The sequence below is a fragment of the Thermodesulfomicrobium thermophilum DSM 16697 genome, from assembly GCF_059568695.1.
Window position 1 is genome coordinate 243782 of record NZ_JCANTW010000012.1, and the last position, 20276, is coordinate 264057.

General features: G+C 60.8%; 21 protein-coding genes, 1 other RNA gene, 1 pseudogene and 1 riboswitch. Of the genes and pseudogenes, 19 read left to right on the plus strand and 4 right to left on the minus strand.

The features are described 5' to 3' along the window. The first annotated feature begins 41 nt into the window (after nt 1-41). The 17 genes and pseudogenes from BR00_RS04800 (at nt 42) to BR00_RS04880 (ending at nt 14321) form a co-directional block, all read left to right on the plus strand. Nucleotides 42-326 (plus strand): hypothetical protein, encoded by a 285-nt coding sequence (locus BR00_RS04800; RefSeq protein WP_496476479.1) that lies wholly within the window; start codon nt 42-44, stop codon nt 324-326. 3 nt (nt 327-329) lie between these two features. Next, nucleotides 330-1001: a phosphoribosylanthranilate isomerase gene (locus BR00_RS04805; protein WP_496476480.1), complete on the plus strand. Its 672-nt coding sequence runs from the start codon at nt 330-332 to the stop codon at nt 999-1001. Then, nucleotides 998-1618: an IMPACT family protein gene (locus BR00_RS04810; RefSeq protein WP_496476481.1), complete on the plus strand. Its 621-nt coding sequence runs from the start codon at nt 998-1000 to the stop codon at nt 1616-1618. Before BR00_RS04805 ends, BR00_RS04810 begins: the two co-directional genes overlap by 4 nt. Further along, complete coding sequence (minC, locus tag BR00_RS04815) at nt 1615-2277, plus strand: septum site-determining protein MinC (protein ID WP_496476482.1); 663 nt, start codon at nt 1615-1617, stop codon at nt 2275-2277. Before BR00_RS04810 ends, minC begins: the two co-directional genes overlap by 4 nt. A 35-nt stretch (nt 2278-2312) precedes the next feature. Beyond that, nucleotides 2313-3119, plus strand: coding sequence for a septum site-determining protein MinD (gene minD / locus BR00_RS04820; protein ID WP_496476483.1), 807 nt, complete (start codon nt 2313-2315; stop codon nt 3117-3119). 1 nt (nt 3120) lies between these two features. After that, nucleotides 3121-3372 carry a cell division topological specificity factor MinE gene (minE, locus tag BR00_RS04825; protein WP_496476484.1) on the plus strand — a complete coding sequence of 84 codons (252 nt, stop codon included), beginning with the start codon at nt 3121-3123 and terminating at the stop codon, nt 3370-3372. A 33-nt stretch (nt 3373-3405) separates the two neighbouring features. Further along, nucleotides 3406-4797, plus strand: coding sequence for a bifunctional UDP-N-acetylglucosamine diphosphorylase/glucosamine-1-phosphate N-acetyltransferase GlmU (gene glmU, locus BR00_RS04830; protein ID WP_496476485.1), 1392 nt, complete (start codon nt 3406-3408; stop codon nt 4795-4797). Next, nucleotides 4781-4963, plus strand: coding sequence for a hypothetical protein (locus BR00_RS04835; RefSeq protein ID WP_496476486.1), 183 nt, complete (start codon nt 4781-4783; stop codon nt 4961-4963). Before glmU ends, BR00_RS04835 begins: the two co-directional genes overlap by 17 nt. A gap of 3 nt (nt 4964-4966) precedes the next feature. Continuing rightward, a pseudogene (locus BR00_RS04840) lies at nt 4967-5200 on the plus strand (cell division protein ZapA); the annotation flags it as partial. A gap of 30 nt (nt 5201-5230) precedes the next feature. Then, a non-coding RNA gene (gene ssrS / locus BR00_RS04845) (6S RNA) lies at nt 5231-5408 on the plus strand. A 106-nt stretch (nt 5409-5514) separates the two neighbouring features. Beyond that, the gene (rny, locus tag BR00_RS04850) at nt 5515-7068 is read left to right on the plus strand and encodes a ribonuclease Y (RefSeq protein WP_496476487.1); all 1554 of its coding nucleotides are present in this window, start codon (nt 5515-5517) and stop codon (nt 7066-7068) included. Further along, complete coding sequence (locus BR00_RS04855) at nt 7068-7841, plus strand: TIGR00282 family metallophosphoesterase (RefSeq protein WP_496476488.1); 774 nt, start codon at nt 7068-7070, stop codon at nt 7839-7841. The genes rny and BR00_RS04855 overlap by 1 nt, the downstream gene beginning before the upstream one ends. Then, on the plus strand, nt 7838-9034 hold the full coding sequence (tyrS, locus tag BR00_RS04860; protein WP_496476489.1) for a tyrosine--tRNA ligase: 1197 nt from the start codon (nt 7838-7840) through the stop codon (nt 9032-9034). The genes BR00_RS04855 and tyrS overlap by 4 nt, the downstream gene beginning before the upstream one ends. After that, complete coding sequence (locus BR00_RS04865; protein ID WP_496476490.1) at nt 9031-9879, plus strand: UbiA-like polyprenyltransferase; 849 nt, start codon at nt 9031-9033, stop codon at nt 9877-9879. The genes tyrS and BR00_RS04865 overlap by 4 nt, the downstream gene beginning before the upstream one ends. A gap of 31 nt (nt 9880-9910) precedes the next feature. Continuing rightward, a complete protein-coding gene (gene thrC / locus BR00_RS04870) occupies nt 9911-11353 on the plus strand; it encodes a threonine synthase (RefSeq protein WP_496476491.1) in 1443 nt (480 codons plus the stop codon). Between the two features lie 111 nt (nt 11354-11464). After that, nucleotides 11465-11577, plus strand: a riboswitch (cobalamin riboswitch). 52 nt (nt 11578-11629) lie between these two features. Further along, nucleotides 11630-12280, plus strand: coding sequence for an anaerobic ribonucleoside-triphosphate reductase activating protein (locus BR00_RS04875; protein WP_496476492.1), 651 nt, complete (start codon nt 11630-11632; stop codon nt 12278-12280). Next, nucleotides 12261-14321: a ribonucleoside triphosphate reductase gene (locus BR00_RS04880; protein WP_496476493.1), complete on the plus strand. Its 2061-nt coding sequence runs from the start codon at nt 12261-12263 to the stop codon at nt 14319-14321. The genes BR00_RS04875 and BR00_RS04880 overlap by 20 nt, the downstream gene beginning before the upstream one ends. Before the next feature lie 352 nt (nt 14322-14673). On the opposite strand, the gene BR00_RS04885 is transcribed toward BR00_RS04880, so the two are convergent. From BR00_RS04885 to BR00_RS04900, 4 genes are all read right to left on the minus strand, one after another. Further along, the gene (locus BR00_RS04885) at nt 14674-15417 is read right to left on the minus strand and encodes a FlgO family outer membrane protein (RefSeq protein WP_496476494.1); all 744 of its coding nucleotides are present in this window, start codon (nt 15415-15417) and stop codon (nt 14674-14676) included. 3 nt (nt 15418-15420) lie between these two features. Continuing rightward, nucleotides 15421-16095: a hypothetical protein gene (locus BR00_RS04890; RefSeq protein WP_496476495.1), complete on the minus strand. Its 675-nt coding sequence runs from the start codon at nt 16093-16095 to the stop codon at nt 15421-15423. A gap of 344 nt (nt 16096-16439) precedes the next feature. Continuing rightward, complete coding sequence (gene hydG / locus BR00_RS04895) at nt 16440-17846, minus strand: [FeFe] hydrogenase H-cluster radical SAM maturase HydG (RefSeq protein WP_496476496.1); 1407 nt, start codon at nt 17844-17846, stop codon at nt 16440-16442. Nucleotides 17847-17860: 14 nt separating this feature from the next. Beyond that, on the minus strand, nt 17861-18106 hold the full coding sequence (locus BR00_RS04900; protein WP_496476497.1) for a TM1266 family iron-only hydrogenase system putative regulator: 246 nt from the start codon (nt 18104-18106) through the stop codon (nt 17861-17863). A gap of 451 nt (nt 18107-18557) precedes the next feature. Here BR00_RS04900 and BR00_RS04905 point away from each other — a divergent pair, with 451 nt between their 5' ends. Together BR00_RS04905 and BR00_RS04910 are read left to right on the plus strand one after the other, a co-directional pair. Further along, nucleotides 18558-19823, plus strand: coding sequence for a [FeFe] hydrogenase, group A (locus BR00_RS04905; RefSeq protein WP_496476498.1), 1266 nt, complete (start codon nt 18558-18560; stop codon nt 19821-19823). A gap of 12 nt (nt 19824-19835) precedes the next feature. Continuing rightward, nucleotides 19836-20210, plus strand: a complete 375-nt coding sequence (locus BR00_RS04910; RefSeq protein ID WP_496476499.1) for an iron hydrogenase small subunit — start codon at nt 19836-19838, stop codon at nt 20208-20210. Nucleotides 20211-20276: the final 66 nt, after the last annotated feature.

The window sequence follows — 20276 nt, forward strand, 5'->3', positions numbered from 1 at the left end:
GGTGGCTAGGAAGATGGCGCAGTTTTCAGGAGGAATCTGGTATGCGTACACCCAGTGGTGTGTTTTATTATCCGGTGCCGGGCAACAAGCGCATCCGCATGTACGTGCGCGAGCGCGACGGGGTGGTGGAGTTTCGGCTCTATAACCCCGATTATCCCGAGATTTGGGAGCGGCACGGGTGGTTGGATATGGATTTGGTGCAGCGCGGGGCGCAGCTCTTCCGCAAAGAGCGTTCCAAGGATGTGGACCCCACTCGTCTGTACGACCTCACGGTGGCCAAGGCCCTCTTGGAAGAGGAGCGCCGCCGCGCTGCCGGCCGGAGTTGACCCATGCGTGGCGTGGTCCAGGTGGCGGGGGTGCGATCCGTGGCCGAGGCGCGTATGCTGGTGGGCCTTGGCGTGGATCAGGTGGGCATTCCCTTGCGTTTGGCCTATCATCAGCCGGACGTGACCGAGGCTCAGGCCGTACCCATTGCCGAGGCCTTGGGGCGCGACCGGGCAGTGCTCATCACCTACGCCGCCGACCCGCACGAGATCATCGAGCTCTGTCAGCGGCTGCCTGTGGGCTGGGTGCAGCTCCATGGGAACGTCACGCCCCAGACCATCGCCGCCGTGCGCCAGGCCGTGGCGGTGCGGATCATCAAGAGTTATGTGGTGGGCTTTGCCGTGGAGGGGATTTCCGCCTTTGTGGAGCGCTTTGCCCCGGTGTGTGACGCATTTTTGACCGACACCTTCGACCCGCGTACCGGCGCCATGGGCGCCACGGGCCGCACCCATGACTGGCAGGTGAGCCGCGCCTTGGTGGAGGCGTCGCCGCTCCCGGTGATCGTGGCCGGCGGTCTGTCTCCGGTGAATGTGGCCGCGGCCGTTGCCCTGGTGCGCCCGGCGGGGGTGGACGCCCACACCGCCCTGGAGGACGACGAGGGGGACAAAGACCCCTGTCTGGTGCGGGCCTTCGTGCGGGAGGCCAAGGCCGCCTTTGCCCGCCTGGAGGCGGCGTGAGCGGATATTTGGTCCCTGCCGGGGTATACCGGACTGAAGAGGTGATTCGCCGCAGTCGCTTCATCGTCACCGTGGCGCACGCGGAGAGCGCCTCCCAGGCGCAGGCGCAGATCGCCGCGGTGCGGGAGGAGTTTGCCGATGCCACCCACAATTGCTGGGCCTGGCAATTGGGGCCGCCTGGGGATACCGCCCAGGTGCGGGCTTCGGACGACGGCGAGCCGGCGGGCACGGCGGGCCGGCCCATGCTCGGGGTGTTGGTGGCCTCCGCGGTGGGGGAAGTGGTGGCGGTGGTGACCCGGTATTTTGGGGGCATCAAGCTGGGCGCGGGCGGCTTGGTGCGCGCCTACTCCGGGGTGCTCGCCCGGGCCATGGGGAGTCTTCCCACGGTGGAAAAGGTCCGCTGGCAGCGGTTGGTGCTCACCTTGGATTATCCGCAGATCTCCGCCTTCTACCGCGCCTTGCCCGGGTGGGGCGCGCAATTGGTGGCGGAGGATTGCGGCTTGCGGGCGCAGATGACGATCCTGGCCCCGGAAGGGATGGCCCCGGCCATCGCCGCCTGGGTGCAGGAGGTTTCCGCAGGTGCGGGAGAAGTGCGGATCGCAGATGAGGAGGAATGATGGCCTCGTTTGAGCTCAAGGGGCGTATGGTGCCGTGCACGGTGCTGCGTCCTTTTGTGGGAGATCTTCGCCGTCTTACCATGGACGTGCAGGCGCAGGTGGCGCGTAGCCCGGAGTTTTTCCGGCGTCTTCCGGTGCTGCTCGATGTGGCGGCCTTGGGTGAAGACCGAGATCGTTTGGATTTGCCGGGGTTTGTGGCCGCGCTGCGCAAGGTGGGACTGGTACCCGTGGGGGTCTTGGGTGGGGACGTGGCCTTGGCCGAGCAGTTGGACCTGGCGGTGGTGACCGACCACCGGCCGGAGAAGGCCGCGGCCACGGACGCTCCGGCGCAGGCGTCGGCCATGGTGGTGGACCGGCCGGTGCGTTCGGGTCAGCAGATTTACGCCAAGGGCCGGGATCTCATCGTGCTCGGCTCCGTGGCCCCCGGGGCCGAGGTCATTGCTGATGGCCATGTGCATGTGTATGGTCCGTTGCGGGGCCGGGCCATGGCCGGGGCGCTGGGCGATACGTCGGCGCGGATTTTTTGTCGGGAACTGGAGGCCGAGCTGGTGGCCGTGGCCGGGCTGTATCGGGTGAGCGAGGACCTGCCCGAGGCGGTCATCGGCCGGAGTGTGCAGATTCGTCTCTGCGGCCAGCAATTGGATTTTCAGGTGTTGTAATCTCCCCCAAGGGCGGGAGAGGAAGGAGGAACAACGTGGCACATATTATTGTCGTCACTTCAGGGAAAGGCGGGGTGGGCAAGACCACCACGAGCGCGTCTTTGGCCACGGGCTTGGCCCTGCGGGGGTTTTCCGTGGCGGTGCTCGATTTCGACGTGGGGTTGCGCAACCTGGATTTGATCATGGGCTGTGAGCGTCGGGTGGTCTACGACTTCGTGAACGTCATCCAGGGGGATGCCACCCTCAATCAGGCCCTGATTCGAGATAAACGCGTCGATAAGTTGTATATCTTGGCGGCTTCCCAGACCAAGGACAAGGACGCCCTCACCCCGGAAGGAGTGGAGCGGGTGCTTGCCGAGCTTTCGGATCGGGTGGATTACATCATCTGCGACTCTCCGGCGGGCATCGAGCATGGAGCCATGATGGCCATGTATTTCGCCGATGAAGCCATCGTGGTGACCAATCCGGAAGTTTCTTCGGTGCGGGATTCGGACCGGGTGCTGGGACTGTTGCAGAGCAAGACGCGCAAGGCCCGGGAGGGCGAAAGCGTGCGGGAGCATCTCCTTTTGACCCGCTACGACCCCATGCGGGTGGAGCGGGGCGAGATGCTCAGCGTGGAGGACGTGCAAGAGATTCTGGCCATTCCCCTTTTGGGGGTGATTCCGGAATCCAAGTCCGTGCTTCAGGCTTCCAACTCCGGCGAGCCGGTGATCCTGGATGCAGGAAGCGACGCTGGGCAGGCCTATGCGGACGCCGTGGCGCGGCTCTTGGGCGAGGAGCGGGAGCACCGCTTTCTCAAGCCGGTGAAGAAGGGCCTCTTTTCGCGCCTGTTCGGAGGCTGATATGGGGATTTTCAATTATTTTCGATCCAAAAAGACCAGCGCCCAGGTCGCCAAGAACCGGCTCCAGATTATCGTCGCCCATGAGCGGGCGGAGAATTCAGGATACGATTTTCTTCCACAGCTGCGGCGGGAGATTTTGTGTGTGGTGCAGAAATATGTGTCTGTGGAGTTGGACCATATTCGCATAGACGTCTCCAAAGAGGGCAATTGCGAGGTCTTGGAATTCAACGTCACCCTTCCGGAGCGGCGGTAGTGTTTCGGCGGTATCGGCGTGGAGGGGCGTAACGTGAAAAACAAGGACTATGGCGTCGTGATCCTTGCCGCCGGCAAGGGCACCCGGATGCGCAGCGATCTCCCCAAAGTGCTCCACACGCTCCTGGAAAAGCCCCTTCTGGGCTATCTCTTGGATGCGACGTCCTCGGTAGCGCATCGCTGGATCGTTGTGGGACATGGGCATCACCTGGTTGAGGCTGCATTTCCCGGGCACGCATCGTCCATGGTGCTCCAAGCGGAGCAATTGGGCACCGGACACGCCGTGCGCGAGGCCTGGCCGCGTGTGGTGGCAAGCGGCGTGGAATACGTGTGTGTGCTGAGTGGGGACACCCCCCTGGTGCAGGCGCGCCATTTGGACGCCCTGGTGGAATCGTGCCGCAGCTGCGGGGCTGCGGTGGGGTTCGTGAGTGTGGAATTGGACGACCCCACGGGATACGGCCGGGTGGTGCGGGACTTTTCCGGTGCCGTCCAAACCGTGGTGGAAGAGAAGGATTTGGGCCGCTTGGGGGTGGACGCGGGCATCCGTGAAGTCAACGCCGGGGTCTACGCCCTGCGGGTGCAGGATGTGGGGCCGCTTTTGGAACAGCTCGATACCGCTAATGCCCAGGCCGAGTACTATCTGCCGCAGGTCATTTTCTTGGCCCGGGAGGCAGGACTGCGGGTGGCCGCGGTGCCGGCGGAGGCGGCCGAAGACTTTTGGGGCGTCAACTCCCCGGCCCAATTGGTGGCCCTCGAAGAGGTGGTGCGGCGGCGCGTGGTCGATATGTGGCGCAACCGTGCCGTGATTGTGCGTATGCCTCAGAGCGTGCGCATCGGTCCGGATGTGGAGCTGGCGCCAGGGGTGGAGATCATCGGGCCGGTAGAAATTTACGGTAAAAGCCAGATTATGGCAGGCTCCCGGGTGGAGTCCCATGTGTGGATGCGCGACTGCCGCCTGGAGGGCGCTACGGTGCGCTCTTTTTCCCACCTGGAAGGCGCGGTGTTGGGGCCTGGCTGCGTGGCGGGGCCCTTTGCCCGCCTGCGCCCTGGTACGGTGTTGGAATCCGGCGCCCGGGTAGGCAATTTCGTGGAAACCAAAAAGGCGCACCTGGGCCCAGGGGTCAAGGCCGGGCATTTGAGTTACCTGGGGGACGCTGTCATCGGGGCGGACACCAATATCGGCGCGGGGACCATCACCTGCAACTATGATGGCGTCCGCAAGCACAGCACCCGCATCGAGCCGCGTGCGTTCATCGGCAGTAACACGGCCCTGGTGGCGCCGGTGACGATAGGCGAAGGCGCTGTGGTGGGCGCGGGCTCGGTGGTGACCAAGGATGTGCCTCGAGACATGCTCTGTGTGGCGCGCGCCAGGCAGGTGCACCTTCCGTGGCGGCGCAAGGAGAAGGACCATGCTGGAGAAGCTTGAGTTGCTCGCGGCCAAGGTGGACGCCCTGCGAGAGCGCCTGCAGCAATTGGAGGCGGAAAATGCGCAGCTGCGCGAGGAGTTGGCCGCCGCAGAGGAATTGCGCGAGGCCGCACGAAAGCAGGTAGAAAACATCTTGAATAAATTACGTGACGTTGCTAGCCAGTAAGCGATGCCTGGGTACACGGTGACGGTATTGGGTCGGGAACTTTCGTTTCAGGCGAATGTGACCGAAGACCGCCTGCAGCGAGTGATCGATCTGGTGGAACGTCGCTATGCACAGTTGGAGTCTCAAGGCAGAACCATTGGAAAGGAACGGCTGCTCATCTATGTGGCGTTGAGTTTGGCCGATGAATGTTTGCAGCACGCGGATGAGATGGAAAAGATCGATCATCGAGTACTTCAGCTCATCCAGACAATAGATACCGCAATGCATCAAACCCTGGAGAGTGCGTGATCGATAACGCGTTTTTGAGCCAATAACGCAGAACTAGGGTAGCTTCGTGGCCTGGTGTGCATGCATCCCTCGAGGATGAAGCCTAAAAGGTCACCGCCGACCCCCTCTTGACGAAAGAGGTTCAAAAGAGTTCTCGACACGGCTCTCCGGGGTCCTTCCAACGGCCTGCCTGTCGTCTTCCCCTTAGTAGTGTATCCCATCGCATACGCTGTAAACGATGTTTGCGGCGTCGGAAAGCATGTATTTTCGAAAAAGGAGTGCGTATGGGTGAAATAATGACCGCCCTGGTGTGGATCGCCATTGGTGCGGCTGGCGGTTTTTTCTTGAAGAAGCATCTTCTGGAGCAGGAGATGGACGGAGCGCAGCAGATGGCTGCGCGTATTTTGGACGAAGCCAAGAAAGAAGCGCTTGCCCAGAAAAAAGAGATTTTGGTGCAGGCGGAAGCGGAGGCCTTGGCGCGCAAGAAAGAGGCGGAGCAGGACGCCAAGGATCGTGAGCGGGAGCTCAAGAAGAGCGAGGCTCGCTTGCAGGCCAAAGAAGAGCGCCTGGAGCAGAAGGTCGAGCAATTGGCCCAGCGGGAGAGCGAGTTGGGCATGCTGGAAAAAAAGCTCGTCAAGCAAGAGAAGGAGCTGGAGGCCAAAGAACATCGCCTCTCCGAATTGGTGGCCGAGCAGCAGCGGAAATTGGAGGAAATCAGCGGGTTGACGGCCGAGGAGGCCAAAAATCGTTTCATGCAGGAAGTGGAGAGCAAGGCCCGGCATGAAGCCGCCCGCATGATCCGTCAGATCGAGGTGGAGGCCCAGGAGACGGCGCACCGCAAGGCGCAGATGATCATCGCCACGGCGGTGCAGCGCTATGCCAGCGACTACGTGGCGGAGCACACGGTGAGCGCCGTGGAGCTTCCCAGCGAGGACATGAAAGGCCGCATCATCGGTCGTGAGGGGCGCAACATCCGTGCCCTGGAAGCCGCCACGGGTGTGGACCTCATCATCGACGACACCCCGGAGACCGTGGTGCTTTCCGCCTTCAGTCCTTTGCGCCGGGAGATCGCCAAACGCTCTTTGGAGCGCCTCATCAGTGACGGTCGCATCCATCCGGCGCGCATCGAGGAGATCGTGAAGAAGGTGGAGAAGGAGATGGAAGTGCAGGTGCGCGAGATCGGCGAGCAGGCCACCTTCGATCTCGGCGTGCACGGCATTCATCCAGAGCTGGTGAAGCTCTTGGGGCAACTGCGCTTCCGCACCAGCTTTACCCAGAACGTGCTCCAGCATTCCCTCGAGGTGGGCTTCCTCTGCGGCATCATGGCGGCGGAGCTGGGCATGGACGTGAAAAAGGCCCGGCGAGCCGGCTTGCTCCATGACATCGGCAAGGCCGTGGACCACGAGGTGGAAGGCCCGCATGCCCTCATTGGCGCGGATCTGGCGAAAAAATACAATGAACCCGGGGATGTCATCCATGCCATCGCCGCACATCACGAGGATGTTCCCCCCAAGAGCGTCCTGGCGGTATTGGTGCAGGCGGCGGATGCCCTCTCCGGCGCCCGGCCCGGGGCCCGCAAGGAACTTTTGGAGAGCTACGTGAAGCGCCTGGAGGAGCTCGAAGGCATTGCGACGAGTTTTCCGGGCGTCACCCGCGCCTACGCCATTCAGGCCGGCCGGGAAGTACGGGTCATGGTGGACTGCGACCAGGTGAGCGACGATGGCGTGTTTTTGCTCAGCAAAGACATCGCCAAGCAAATCGAAGAAAAGATGACGTACCCGGGCCAGATCCGGGTGACGGTCATTCGGGAGAAACGCGCCGTGGGCGTGGCCAAATAATGCGCATCTTGTTTTTGGGCGACATCGTGGGCCGTCCGGGGCGGCGCATCGCGCGCCAGGCCGTGGCCAAAGCGACGGCCTCGCTGGGCGTGGACGTGGTGGTGGCCAACGTGGAGAATGCCTCGGGCGGGGTCGGCATTGCGGCCAAGACCTGGGGCGAGCTTTGCGCCATGGGGATCCACGTGGGCACCACGGGAAACCACGTCTGGAAGCATCGCGATATCGAGCCCGTGTTGGCGCGCAGAGACGGGCTGCTGCGGCCGGCCAACTATCCGGAGCCCGCACCAGGAACGGGGATGCATCTCCATTCCACGCCGGCGGGGCCGGTGGTGGTGATCAACCTCTTGGGGCGTACCTTCATGGAGGCGGTGGACTGTCCCTTTGCCGCTGCCGACGCCCTGGTGGCCGCTGCGCCTGCAGACGCGTGTATCGTGGTGGACTTTCACGCCGAGGCCACGAGCGAAAAATGGGCCATGGCCCATTTCCTGCGGGGGCGGGTGCACGCCGTGGTGGGCACCCATACCCATGTGCCCACGCGTGACGCCACCATTCTCGACGGCGTGACTGGATACATCACGGACGTAGGCATGTGCGGACCGCGGGAGAGTTGCCTGGGTATGGACCCCAAGGCCGTGCTTGCGCGTTTTCGCACGGGCCGGCCGGTACGTTTTACCGTGGCCGATGGGCCGGGCGCGGCCCACGGGGTGATCATTGATTGGGCCGAGGGGCGGTGCGTGGGCATGAGCCCCTGGGAATATACGGAGGGGCTATGACGGAAGCAGAAGTACAGCGCCAGATGGCACAGATCCGGCGCGGGGCGGTGGAGATCATCGACGAGAAGGAATTGGAAGCCAAGCTGCGCTCGGGAAGACCCTTGCGGGTCAAGGCCGGGTTCGACCCCACGGCGCCGGATCTCCATCTCGGCCATACGGTACTCATCCAGAAGCTCAAGCATTTTCAAGATCTTGGTCATCAGGTGATCTTTCTCATCGGCGACTTCACCGGGATGATCGGTGACCCCACGGGCAAGTCCGAGACCCGCCGCGCGCTCACCCGGGAGGAAGTGCTCGCCAATGCCGAGACCTACAAACGCCAGGTGTTCAAGATCCTCGATCCGGAACGCACGCAAGTGGCCTTCAACTCCACCTGGATGGACAGGCTCGGCGCGGCGGACTTCGTCCGTCTGTGCTCCCACTACACCGTTGCCCGCATGCTCGAGCGCGATGACTTCCACAAGCGCTTTACTTCCGAGCAGCCCATCAGCATCCATGAATTTTTGTATCCCCTGGCGCAAGGCTATGACTCCGTCGCCCTGCAGGCCGATGTGGAATTGGGGGGGACGGACCAGAAATTCAACCTCCTCATGGGGCGCCATCTGCAGCGGGAATACGGCCAAGCGCCGCAGGTCATCCTCACCATGCCCATCCTGGAAGGCCTCGATGGGGTGCAGAAGATGAGCAAGTCCCTGCGGAACTATGTGGGCATCGACGAACCTCCGGCGCAGATGTTCGGCAAACTCATGTCCATTTCCGATGCGCTCATGTGGCGCTATTATGAGCTCCTCTCGGACCTGAGCCTCGATGCCGTGGCCGCGCTGCGGGCGGACGTGGAGGCGGGGCGCGTGCACCCCAAGACCGTCAAAGAGGATCTGGCCGAAGAGTTGGTGCGCCGCTTCCATGGCGCGGCGGCGGCCCAGGCGGCTCGGGAGGAGTTCGGCGCGGTGTTCGGCGCCGGCGCCATCCCGGAGGACACGCCGGAGTTCCATGCCGCCCCGGGGGCCGTGCTCGCGGACGTGCTCGCCGCCAGCGGGGTGTGCGCCTCCAAGGCCGAGGCCAAGCGTCTGTGCAAGCAGAACGCCGTGGCCATCGACGGCCGCAAGGAGGAGGATTTCGGCTTCGTCTTCCCCGCGGGCACCTTTGTGCTCAAGGTGGGCAAAAAACGCTTCCTGCGGGTGGTGTGCGCATGAACCTCTTGGTGCGCTTGGCGCGCTTCGTGAAAATCGAACACTCGGTCTTTGCGCTGCCCTTCGCCTACATGGGCATGCTCTGGCACGCCCAGCCGTGGCCCGGCTGGCGGGTCTTTGGGCTTTTGACCTTGGCCATGGTCATGGTGCGTGCCTTTGCCATGGGCATAAACCGCATCGTAGACCGGCATATCGACGCCCAAAACCCCCGCACCCAGAATCGGGAATTGGTGACAGGGGCCTTGAGCCTGCCGCAGGCGGCGGGGTTTGTGGCCGGGTGCGCCGTACTCTTTGTGGGGGCATGCGCCGGGCTCAATACCCTTTGTCTGGCGTTGGCGCCGTGTGCCCTGGCGTGGTCGGCCTTCTACAGCTTCACCAAGCGGTTTACCTCGGCATGCCACGTAGTGTTGGGTTCGGTCTTGGGGCTCGCTCCCATCGCGGGGTGGATCGCCGTGGCACCTGAGTGGCATCCGGCGCCGGTGATCCTGGGGGTTGCGGTCGCCTTGTGGGTGGCGGGATTCGACATTCTCTACGCCTGTCAGGATGAGGATTTCGACCGTCAGAAGGGGCTGCACTCCATCCCCGCAGACTTCGGCATCCCGGCGGCCCTGCTGGTGGCCCGTCTCATGCACGCCGTGGCTGCGGTGCTCTTTGCGCTGGCGGGCTGGGCGGCAGGGGCAGGATGGATCTACGCCGCCTTTGTGGCGGTCGTGGGCGGAGTGCTCTGGGCGGAACACCGGGTGGTGACGCCGCAGGACCTCTCCCGAGTGAATTTGGCCTTTTTTACCATGAATGGATGTGTGGCCATCGCGCTGGCGGTTGGTGCGGTGGTGGATTTGTTGTGGTGACCCGTTGCAACGCACGTGAAGGAAGGATGCCATGAGCCAGTTCCCCTCGTACCGCGGCCGGATGGAGTACCGTTGTCTGGGATGCCAGGAACGCTATTCCATCGATGAACTTCACTACACCTGTCCTTCGTGTGGCGGGGTATTCTTGTTGGAAGACACCACCTTCGATGTCTTGCGGCAGCATGCGCCTGCCTGGTGGCGCAAGACCTTTGATGAACGCGCGGCCAGCAAGCGCACCGCCTTGCGGGGGATCTTCCGCTTCTACGAACTCATGGCTCCGGTGGTGGACGAAGAGCACATCGTCTACCTGGGCGAGGGCAATACTCCCATCGTGGAGGCCTCGTCGGCCCTTTCGCGCCAGGTGGGGCAGCGTTTCGCCTTCAAGAACGACGGCCAGAATCCCTCGGCGTCCTTCAAAGACCGTGGTATGGCCTGCGCCTTTTCCTACCTCAAGCGCTTGGTGGCGGTGCACGGCTGGAAGGAGGTCATCACGGTGTGCGCCTCCACGGGCGACACATCGGCGGCGGCAGCCTTGTATGCCGCCTACGTGGGCGATCCCATCAAGAGTGTGGTGCTGCTGCCCAAAGGCAAGGTGACGGCGCAGCAGCTCTCCCAGCCCTTGGGAAGCGGCGCTCACGTGCTGGAGCTGCCCGGTGTTTTCGACGACTGCATGAAGGTGGTGGAGTACTTGGCCGAAAACTACCGGGTGGCCCTGCTCAACTCCAAGAACGCCTGGCGCATCCTCGGCCAGGAAAGCTATGCCTTCGAGATCGCCCAGTGGTATGATTGGGACCTGGCCGGCAAGGCGGTGTTCGTGCCCATCGGCAACGCCGGCAACATCACCGCGGTCATGAGCGGGTTCCTGAAGCTGTATGACTTGGGTATCATCGAGCAGCTTCCACGGCTTTTTGGCGTGCAGTCCGAGCATGCGGACCCGGTATTCCAGTATTACGCCGCTTCCCCGGAGCATCGGAGCTTCGTTCCGGTGCGGGTGCGTCCTTCCGTGGCCCAGGCGGCCATGATCGGCAATCCCGTGTCCTTCCCCCGCGTGCGCGCCCTGGCGGAGCGTTACGAAAAAGAAGGCGGCGCCGGGGCCTTTCAGGTGGTGCAGGTGTCTGAGCAGGCCATCATCGAAAGCATGCTCCTGGCCAATCGCCACGGCCACATCGCCTGCACTCAAGGAGGGGAATGTCTGGCAGGACTATTGCGGGCGCGGGAGCTCGGGCTTGTGGAGCCGCAAGAGCTGGCGATCCTCGATGCCACGGCGCATGCCCTCAAGTTTGCGGGATTCCAGGATATGTATTTTTCCGGGACCTTGCCTGCAGAGTACAACATCACCCCCAACCCCGCGCTGGCCAATCTCCCCAAGCCGGTCTTGGACGACGAGGCCAAGAGCCGACTGGCCGAGGACGAATACACCCGCACCGCTGCCGGGCGGGTTGTGGAAATTTTGGGACTTTCTGCGCGGCGGTAAGTCGGTATTCCAAGGGCGGCCGGGCAAATCGTCTGAAGGAACATTGGGGGGAAGCCTGTGGATTCAGGTTTCCCCCTTGTCTCGTGGAATGCTTTGAGCTAGAGGTCTCTCGCTTTTGTGATTCCTTCAGGACAAGGCAAGTCCGGTGCAAGTCCGGCGCGGTGCTGCCTCTGTAACCCCCCAGGTGGGGAAGCCAGAAAACCATCCTGAAGCGCATTTCTGGAACCTGCCGGCGCTGGCGTCGGCATACGGTGTCACCGAAAAAGACTACGCTGCATGTCTTCTCCCTGGAACGCGGTGCGGGGCTTTGAGCGGGTGAGTCTGTGCGACTGGCCTGGACGGGTCTCTGCGGTGCTCTTTGTTGCCGGATGCCCATGGCGTTGCCCCACCTGCCACAACGCTGTCCTTGCCTGGCGTGCGCATCTCCTCGCCCCTTTGGACCGCGAGGCGACCCTGGCGGATCTGCGCCGACGGCGCTTGTGGTTGGACGGTTTGGTGGTGAGCGGCGGCGAGCCCACCGCAGCCCCGGAGCTTGAGGCGCTGCTTGAAGACGTGGCACGTCTCGGCCTGCCGGTGAAGCTCGATACCAACGGCAGCGATCCTGCCAGGCTTGAGGCGCTGCTTGCTGCCGGCCTGGTGGACACCGTGGCGGTGGACGTCAAAGGGCCGTGGTCGCGCTATCCGGAGCTGACAGGCCAGGCCGCTTCCTCCGAGGCGGTGGAGGCCTGGTTCGCCCGCATCTTCGCCATGGCGAAGCAAAAGCCGCAGCAGTTTCTCTTTCGCTGCACCCGTGTGCCCCAGCTCACCGAGGAGGATCTGGCGCAGGTGCGAAAACAGGTCCCGGAAATGTTCCCCGTCCATTGGCAGGAGTTCATCCCTCCTCGCTCAATACCTTTAGAGGCTGAGTATGCCCAAACACATTCGTAAGCGTGACGGACGTATCGAGACCTGGTCGGTGGACCGCATCGCCCAGGCCATTTTCAAGGCCCTCAAGGCCAGCGGCATCAAGGATCCGTTGCTTGCAAAGCGTCTGGCCAGCAAGGTGGAAGCGAAGCTCGCCGACGTGGACACTCCGGAGCAGGAACTGGTGCAGGATACCGTGGAGCAGGTCCTCATGGAATCCCGGCTCTACGGGGTCGCCAAGCGCTATATCCTGTACCGTGAACAGCGGCGGCAGATCCGCAGCCAGAAGGCCGCATTTTTAGACATCACGCAGACCATCGACAGCTATCTCAACAAGTCCGATTGGCGGGTGAACGAAAACGCCAATCTCGCCCACTCCTTCCAGGGCCTCATGCTCCACCTCTCTGGCTCCGTGCAGGCCCGCTACGCCCTGGAAAAATACCCGGAAGAGATCCGACAGGCCCATGAACACGGGTATTTCCATATCCATGACCTCTCCTTCGGTCTGGCTGGATACTGCGCCGGCTGGTCCTTGCGGGATCTGCTTTTGGAGGGATTCAACCTCGAGGGCCGGTGCTCTTCCGGACCCGCCAAGCACTTCGACTCCATCCTGGGGCAGATGGTCAACTTCCTGGGCACCCTGCAAAACGAGTGGGCAGGCGCTCAGGCGTTCAACAACGTGGACACCTATCTTGCCCCGTTCGTGCGCCATGACCGCTTGACCTACGATGAAGTCAAACAGGCCATGCAGAAGTTCGTCTTCAACGTGAACACCACCTCTCGTTGGGGCGGACAGAGCCCGTTCACCAACCTCACCTTCGATCTGGTGCCGCCCAAGCATATCGCCGGGGAAGCGGTGATCCTCGGCGGAAAACTCCAGGACTCCACGTATGGCGAGTATGCGGCGGAGATGGAGATGATCAACCGGGCCTTCCTGGAAGTCATGCTCGAAGGCGATTATCATGGCCGCATCTTTTCCTTCCCCATCCCCACGTACAACGTCACCGAAGACTTCCCGTGGGATTCCCCCGTGGGGGACCTGCTCCTTCGTCTGACCGCCAAATACGGCGCTCCGTACTTTCAGAACTTCATCAACTCCGACCTCAAGCCGGAAGACGTGCGCTCCATGTGCTGTCGGCTCCAGATGGATCTTCGGGAGCTGCGCAAACGCACCGGCGGGCTCTTCGGCGCGGGTGATCTCACCGGGTCCATCGGCGTGGTGACGCTTAATCTCCCCAAGCTGGCCTATCTCGCCCAAGGAGAGGAGGACTTCCTGGATCTGGTGCGCGAATATGCGGAGCTCGCCAAGGACTCTTTGGAGTTCAAGCGGAAGATGGTGCAGGACAACATGGACAAGGGGATGTTTCCGTTTTCAAGGCGGTATCTCAAAAACGGCCTGCGCGGGCATTTCAGCACCATCGGCATCGTGGGCGGCCATGAGGCATGCCTGAACCTTCTGGGCAAGGGCATCGATACCGAAGCCGGCATGCGACTCATGCAGCGCACCCTGGAGTATCTGCGGGAGATGACGGTACGATTCCAGGAGGAGACCGGAAACCTCTACAACCTGGAGGCGACCCCGGCGGAGGGGACGAGCTACCGCCTGGCCAAGATCGACAAGGAACTCTATGCCGACATTCATGCATCCGGAAACGGCGTGCCATACTACACCAATTCCACGCTGCTTCCGGTAAACGCCACGGCGGACGTCTTCGAGGCCCTGGAGCATCAAAACAAGCTCCAGCCGCTCTATACGGGCGGGACGGTGTTCCATTGCTTTCTTGGGGAAGCCGTGCCGGACACGGGGGCGCTGCGTTCGTTTATCATGAAGGCTTTGTCCAAGACCCGGATCCCGTATCTTTCCATCACTCCGACGTTTTCCGTGTGCAAGGATCACGGATACCTTGCGGGAGAGCACCACACCTGTCCGACGTGTGGAGCGCCTGCGGAAGTCTATACTCGGGTGGTGGGATATTACCGACCGGTGCAGCTCTGGAACAAGGGCAAGCAGGCGGAGTACAAGGACCGGAAGGTATACGCCATGGAGACGTGTTTGCGGGCATAGGAACTGTTGGGGAATACTGGAAAAACGCGAAGAGGCCGGGGAGAGATCCCCGGCCTCGCTGTTTGGTGACGGCGTGCTTGCGCTAGCGCAGCACGATCCCCACAAGCCCCATGGCGGCGCGCAAGACGCGGCGCAAGGGAAGGGTGCGTCGGGGACGGAGTTTTTGGGTGGAGAGGAATACGGTTATCTCACGCATGGTAGCCTCGGTTGTTGGATATTTTTCGACGAAACGTCAAAAGACGAGGCGCAACTAAGAATGATGTTTGGTTGAGTCAAGAAAAAAATGAACGCCTGAAAAAAATGAACGCCGCGAAGTTTTGTCGCGGCGTTCGGAAGGGCGGGTGGGATCTCCTCAGGAGCCGAGCAAGGCTTGCTGGGTGGCCATATCCCACTTTGCGGTGGAGGCAATGCCCCGGATACGCCGGAAGGCGTCCACTGCAGCCTGGGTGTGTTTGCCCCAGATGCCGTCGATCTTGCCGCGGTAGAGCCCCAGTTCCTTGAGTCGGCTTTGGATGGCCCGGGTGTCGGTGGGGTTGGCGGGGGAAAGGAGCGCGGCGTTTTGGTGCGCGCCGACAGAGTCTGGCGTCATGCTGGCGCGGGTGGCCGGGGTGAGCACGAGTTCGCAGTCTGCGGTGCTGAGCACCGTGCGGCTGATGGCGTGGATGAGGCGTGCCGATACGTGGAGGATGTGGCCGCTTTGTGCGTAAGTGCCGGTGAGCACCGCTTGGGCGGAGACAGGGCTTGCCAGTGCGCGCTCGTTGCGGGTGAGGGCGAACTCCCCTTGCATGGGGGTGATGCGCAAGGATTGGGCGCGCAAGCGCACTTCAGACAGGGAAAATCCCCACCGGGCCAGGGCGTCGGCGGTGCGTTCCGCGAGCAGGCGTCCCAGCGGCGAGGTGGCCTCGACGTCATCCAAGGGCACGAACACCGTAGGGACCACAGGTTGGCTGCGGTCCAGACGCAAGGTGAGGTTGGCGGCCAGTTGCTCCGCCAAAGAGTTGGCGGCCTCGGTCTCCGAAGTGGTGCGGCAGGAAGACGCCGTGGCCAAGGGAGCGGTCATCGCCAGGAGGAGTAGGAAGAAGAGCAGGGCACGCATGGCTTACTCCACAAGGATGTAGTGTTTGAGCGGAGAAGCGGGGATGGCGGGTCCGGGCTGGTAGAGGCGCTGCTCCTCCGGCGGGATGTAGAAAACCGTGCTCGTGTGGGCAAGGACGCGGGGGCCGAGGTAGAGCCCTGCAGTGAGCACCATTTCCGTGGTTGGCGCGTAGCGGGTGTACTCCCCTCGGTCTTCACGCACCACGGGGAGATCGAGGTAGCGGCCGCGTTCGTCTTTGCCTTGGACAAAGCCCGGGTTGGGCACTGTGCGGACGCGTCCGCCTTCCGTGCGCCAATGATGTTGAACCATTTGGGTGGTTATCTCCAGGGTGAGCGCTCCATCTGGCGTCGTGGCCAGGGGAATGCCCTGTTTGCTGAGGGATTCCAGAAGAAATTGGCGGAAGTTTTGGGCAAAGGGGGTGGTCCCCATAGGGGCGAGAAAAACAGGGAGGCTGCCGTCCGGATAGGCGCGTAGATAGGCTTCGGCCATGACGAGTCCTACGCGGCGGGCAGCCTCCTGCCAATGCTGGGCGCTCTCCAGGGTGTGCTGGGTGGTGAAGGCAAAGCCTACCGGCGCCGGCACCCGGGCGGTTTGCAGATCGGTTTCGGGGCCAAAGGGCAGGATGCGGCCCGCGCATGCGGTAAGCAGGGCAAGGGCAAGGATGGGGGCAGAACGCATGGGACCTCCTGTGCGCCGGGAAGGTGCGCTTTCTCGGTGTATCGGCATGGAGGAGGAAAACTTTAGGTCGAGAGCGCCCCCGGGAATCAGTTGCGGCAGGCTTTCCAGCACCCAGCGGGCAGGGATGGTCCGCTGCCTTCAGTTCAGTGCCCCCGGTACCAGAGGGGAGCTTTTCCATTTCGTAAGATGATCATCATTGCCGGGACAAAGCATCAAGGAAAGCCATGTACGGCCGTGCGATGTTTGTTGAATGTCCCCTATGTTCCCGGTGCGAGCTGCTCCCCACCCAGAGCATGCGCTAGGGGGCTCCCCCAGGGGAGCCCTGGATACCTCCGTGGATGCGGCTAGAAATAGAGGTCACGCTCTCCTGCCTCGAGTCGGGTAAACCGCTGGAGGAGAACGGCCTTGCGGTGGCTATCGGGGTAATTTTCCAATTCTTGGGCTAAGAGGGTCTCACCTGCCTGGCGGGTGGCCGGGGAGGCGTAATCGAGAAGGTATTCTTTGAAAGTGAGCATGGCGTTGGGGCGGCAGAAGTCTTGAATGAAGCCTTTTTTGGCCAGAGCCATGAAGTGCTCTCCGGTGCGACCCAAACGATAGCAGGCGGTGCACCAGGAGGGGATGTAGCCATGTTCCCGAACAATGGCGCCGATGACCTCGTCGAGGGAGCGGTTGTCGCCAATGCAGAACTGCTGCACTTCAGGCCGGTTGTACTCGGGGTCGGAGTAGGCACCAGGATAGGTACGTGAGCCTGCAGAAAGTTGGGATACCCCTACTTCCAGGAGTTCCTTGCGCAACTCCGGTCGCTCCCGCGTGGTGAGGATAAGGCCGGTGTACGGTACGGCCAGTCGTAGTACTGCCACGATTTTCTTGAATTGGTGGTCCGACACGGGATGCGGCGGATGGAAGGCGACTTCCGAGCCCAACGCCGGCTCCAATCGAGGGAAGGAGATGGTGTGCGGCCCCACGCCGAAATCTTTCTCCAACTGTGCCGCATGATACAGCAGACCGAGGACTTCGAAGGTGGAGTCGAAAAGCCCAAAGAGCGCTCCAAGGGCTACGTCGTCAATACCGGCCTCTTGGGCCCGGTGCAAGGCATAAAGACGCCAGAGGTAGTCTTGTTTGCGACCCGCTGGATGCATGGCGGCATAGGTTTCTTGATGGTAGGTTTCTTGGAAGCATTGATAGGTGCCAATGCCTGCCTCGTGGAGCAGGCGAAAGCCTTCGACATCGAGGGGGGCGCAATTGATGTTGACCCTTCGGATCTCTCCGCTCTTTTGTGATGTTACTGCATAGACGGTATGGACGGTCTCGGCGATCCATTGGGCACCGAATTTGGGATGCTCACCGTATACCAGAAGCAGACGCTTATGCCCGATGTTTTCCAATACCTCGACTTCTCGCCGAATCTTTTCCTTGGAAAGCGTCTTGCGGATAAGTTCTTTGTTTTTGGCATTGAATCCACAGTACCTGCACTGATTGGAACATTCGTTGGTGATGTAGAGCGGAGCAAAAAGAACGAGCCTGTTCCCATAGATACGTTTTTTGACATGGAGCGCAGCGTCGAAGATTGCCGCATCGATATCTCGGTCTGTATTTTGGAGCAGAATAGCCGCCTCTTTGGGAAGAAGCCCCGTGCATGTCTTTGCTTTTTCAATGATATCGAGAGCCTGTTCAGATGATGCTGTTTTTGCCGCCTCTATGTCCTGCCAGATTTGGTGTTCGTCGATGAAATTGGGTGTGCTCTTTTTCATGGCGTCATCCTCCTCTACGCTACAAATGATTTGACGCGAACGCCTTCGACCATGCCCAGTTTTCCCGTGAGGGCGCCTACCTCATCGGTGGTCGCCTCGACGATGAGGCCGATGACATGGATGCCTTTTTCCCGAAAAGGCAGACCAATGCGGCCGGCGATGAGTTCTGCGTATTCGCTGAGGAGGGCGTTGACTTCAGGAGCGGCATTTTTGCGCTCCCGGATAAAAATGCCAATGATACCGATGCGTTTCTCCATCATCAAGACTCCTTTGAGCTGCGGAGGAGAACGCGGCGGCGGTGGGGGCGCGAACAGAACATGCCTCTCGGGCAAGTGTGTTCTCGCCCTGAGGTTCAGGGGACCCCTTCCCGCAGGCATGTTCTCCGCCAATGGCTATGTGCGGAGGCATCATGCCTTGGGCTGGGGGAGGAGTCAATATTTTTTTACAAAAAAAGAGTATAAAATAGAAATTAGTGTTACTATAATAAAAAAATATTTGAAATTTTTTATCTTTTTGAAAAGCTTTTTTTCTTTGCAGAAAGAATGTTGACACTAATGAATACTCAATTCTAAATGGTAACACATTTCTGTGGGGCCAATGGGTGCACGGTGCTGCTTGCGGGAAAATTTCCAAGTAAGGAGGTGAGCATGCCCTCGGAACTGGCGGCAGTGCCGTCACCAACTCGTTGAAAAAACAAGGAGGTAAAGGCGTATGGAACGGATTATCATGGAAAAAGTGGAGTATGAAGACCACGCTCCGGATCCCAAGGCGAATCCGGATGAACTGTACTTCATCAAGATTGACCCAGAAAAATGTATTGGTTGTGACACTTGCCAGCAGTACTGTCCTACCAATGCCGTATATGGTGAGACAGGAGAGCCGCATAGTATTCCTCATATTGAACTATGTATTAATTGCGGCCAATGTCTGACGCATTGTCCTGTTGGAGCAATTTATGAGGCTCAGTCTTGGGTTTCTGAAATTGAAAAGAAGCTCAAAGATCCAAACATCAAAGTTATAGCAATGCCTGCGCCTGCTGTTCGGTATGCTTTGGGTGATTGTTTTGGGATGCCTGTTGGATCAGTTTCCACAGGAAAGATGCTCAGTGCATTGCAGAAGCTTGGCTTTGATCATGTGTGGGACAATGAGTTCACGGCCGATGTGACCATCTGGGAGGAAGGTACGGAGTTCATTGGTCGGCTCACCAAAAAGATCGACGCCCCCTTGCCGCAGTTTACGTCGTGCTGTCCGGGCTGGCACAAGTATGTGGAGTCGTTCTATCCAGAACTTCTTCCGCATCTCTCGACGGCCAAGTCGCCCATTGGCATGATGGGGGCTTTGGCCAAGACCTACGGCGCTGATACCATGAAGTATGATCGCGCCAAAGTTTATACGGTCTCTATCATGCCGTGCACGGCCAAGAAGTACGAAGGGATGCGTCCGGATTTGTGGTCCAGTGGTTACCACGACATCGACGCGACCATCGACACCCGTGAATTGGCGTATATGATCAAGAAGGCGGGGATTGACTTCGCGAACCTTCCCGATGGCTCTCGGGATACGCTGATGGGCGAGTCCACGGGCGGCGCCACCATCTTTGGAGTGACCGGGGGCGTCATGGAAGCGGCCTTGCGCTATGCCTATCAAGCCGTCACCGGCAAGAAACCGGAGACCTGGGACTTTAAACTGGTGCGTGGGCTCGGTGGCCTCAAAGAAGGCACCGTTACCGTGGGTGACGTGAAGGTCAATGTGGCAGTGGTCCACGGGGCCAAGCGTTTCCGCGACGTGTGCGAAACCATCAAGTCCGGTAAGGCGCCATGGCATTTTGTAGAATTCATGGCCTGCCCGGGCGGCTGTGTTTGTGGCGGTGGTCAGCCCATTATGCCGGGTGTCCTCGAATCCATGGACCGCACCACGACCAAGTTTTATGCTGGGCTCAAGAAGCGGCTGCGCATGATGGCAGAAAATAAGGCCTAAGGAGAGAAGACCATGCGTATGATGGAGTTTACTCGTCGTCAGTTTCTGAAGGTGGGGTGCATTGCCTGCGGCGCTACATTGGTGAGCTTGCGGTGGACGGCGCGGGCAGTCGCTGCCGCCAAAACCCTCAAAGACTATATGCTCGACCGTATCAATGGGGTATACGGAGCGGATGCCGGTTTCAAATTCCGTGCATCTCAAGAAAATCCTCAGGTCATCAAACTGTACAAAGATTGGCTGGAACACCCCAATAGTCATAAGGCCCATCAGTTCCTCCACATGCATTTCACTGATCGCTCGAAAGGTGTGAAGCGTCTTATCGCTGATGGCAAGTATCCGAATCCGCGTGCCAAGGAATTCCAAGGAAATACCTATCCGTATGAATAACGGATGATGTGCGTTCCTTCCCCATGGCCTGAGATCAGGAAATTTTCTGCGTTCGAGGGTTGGGGA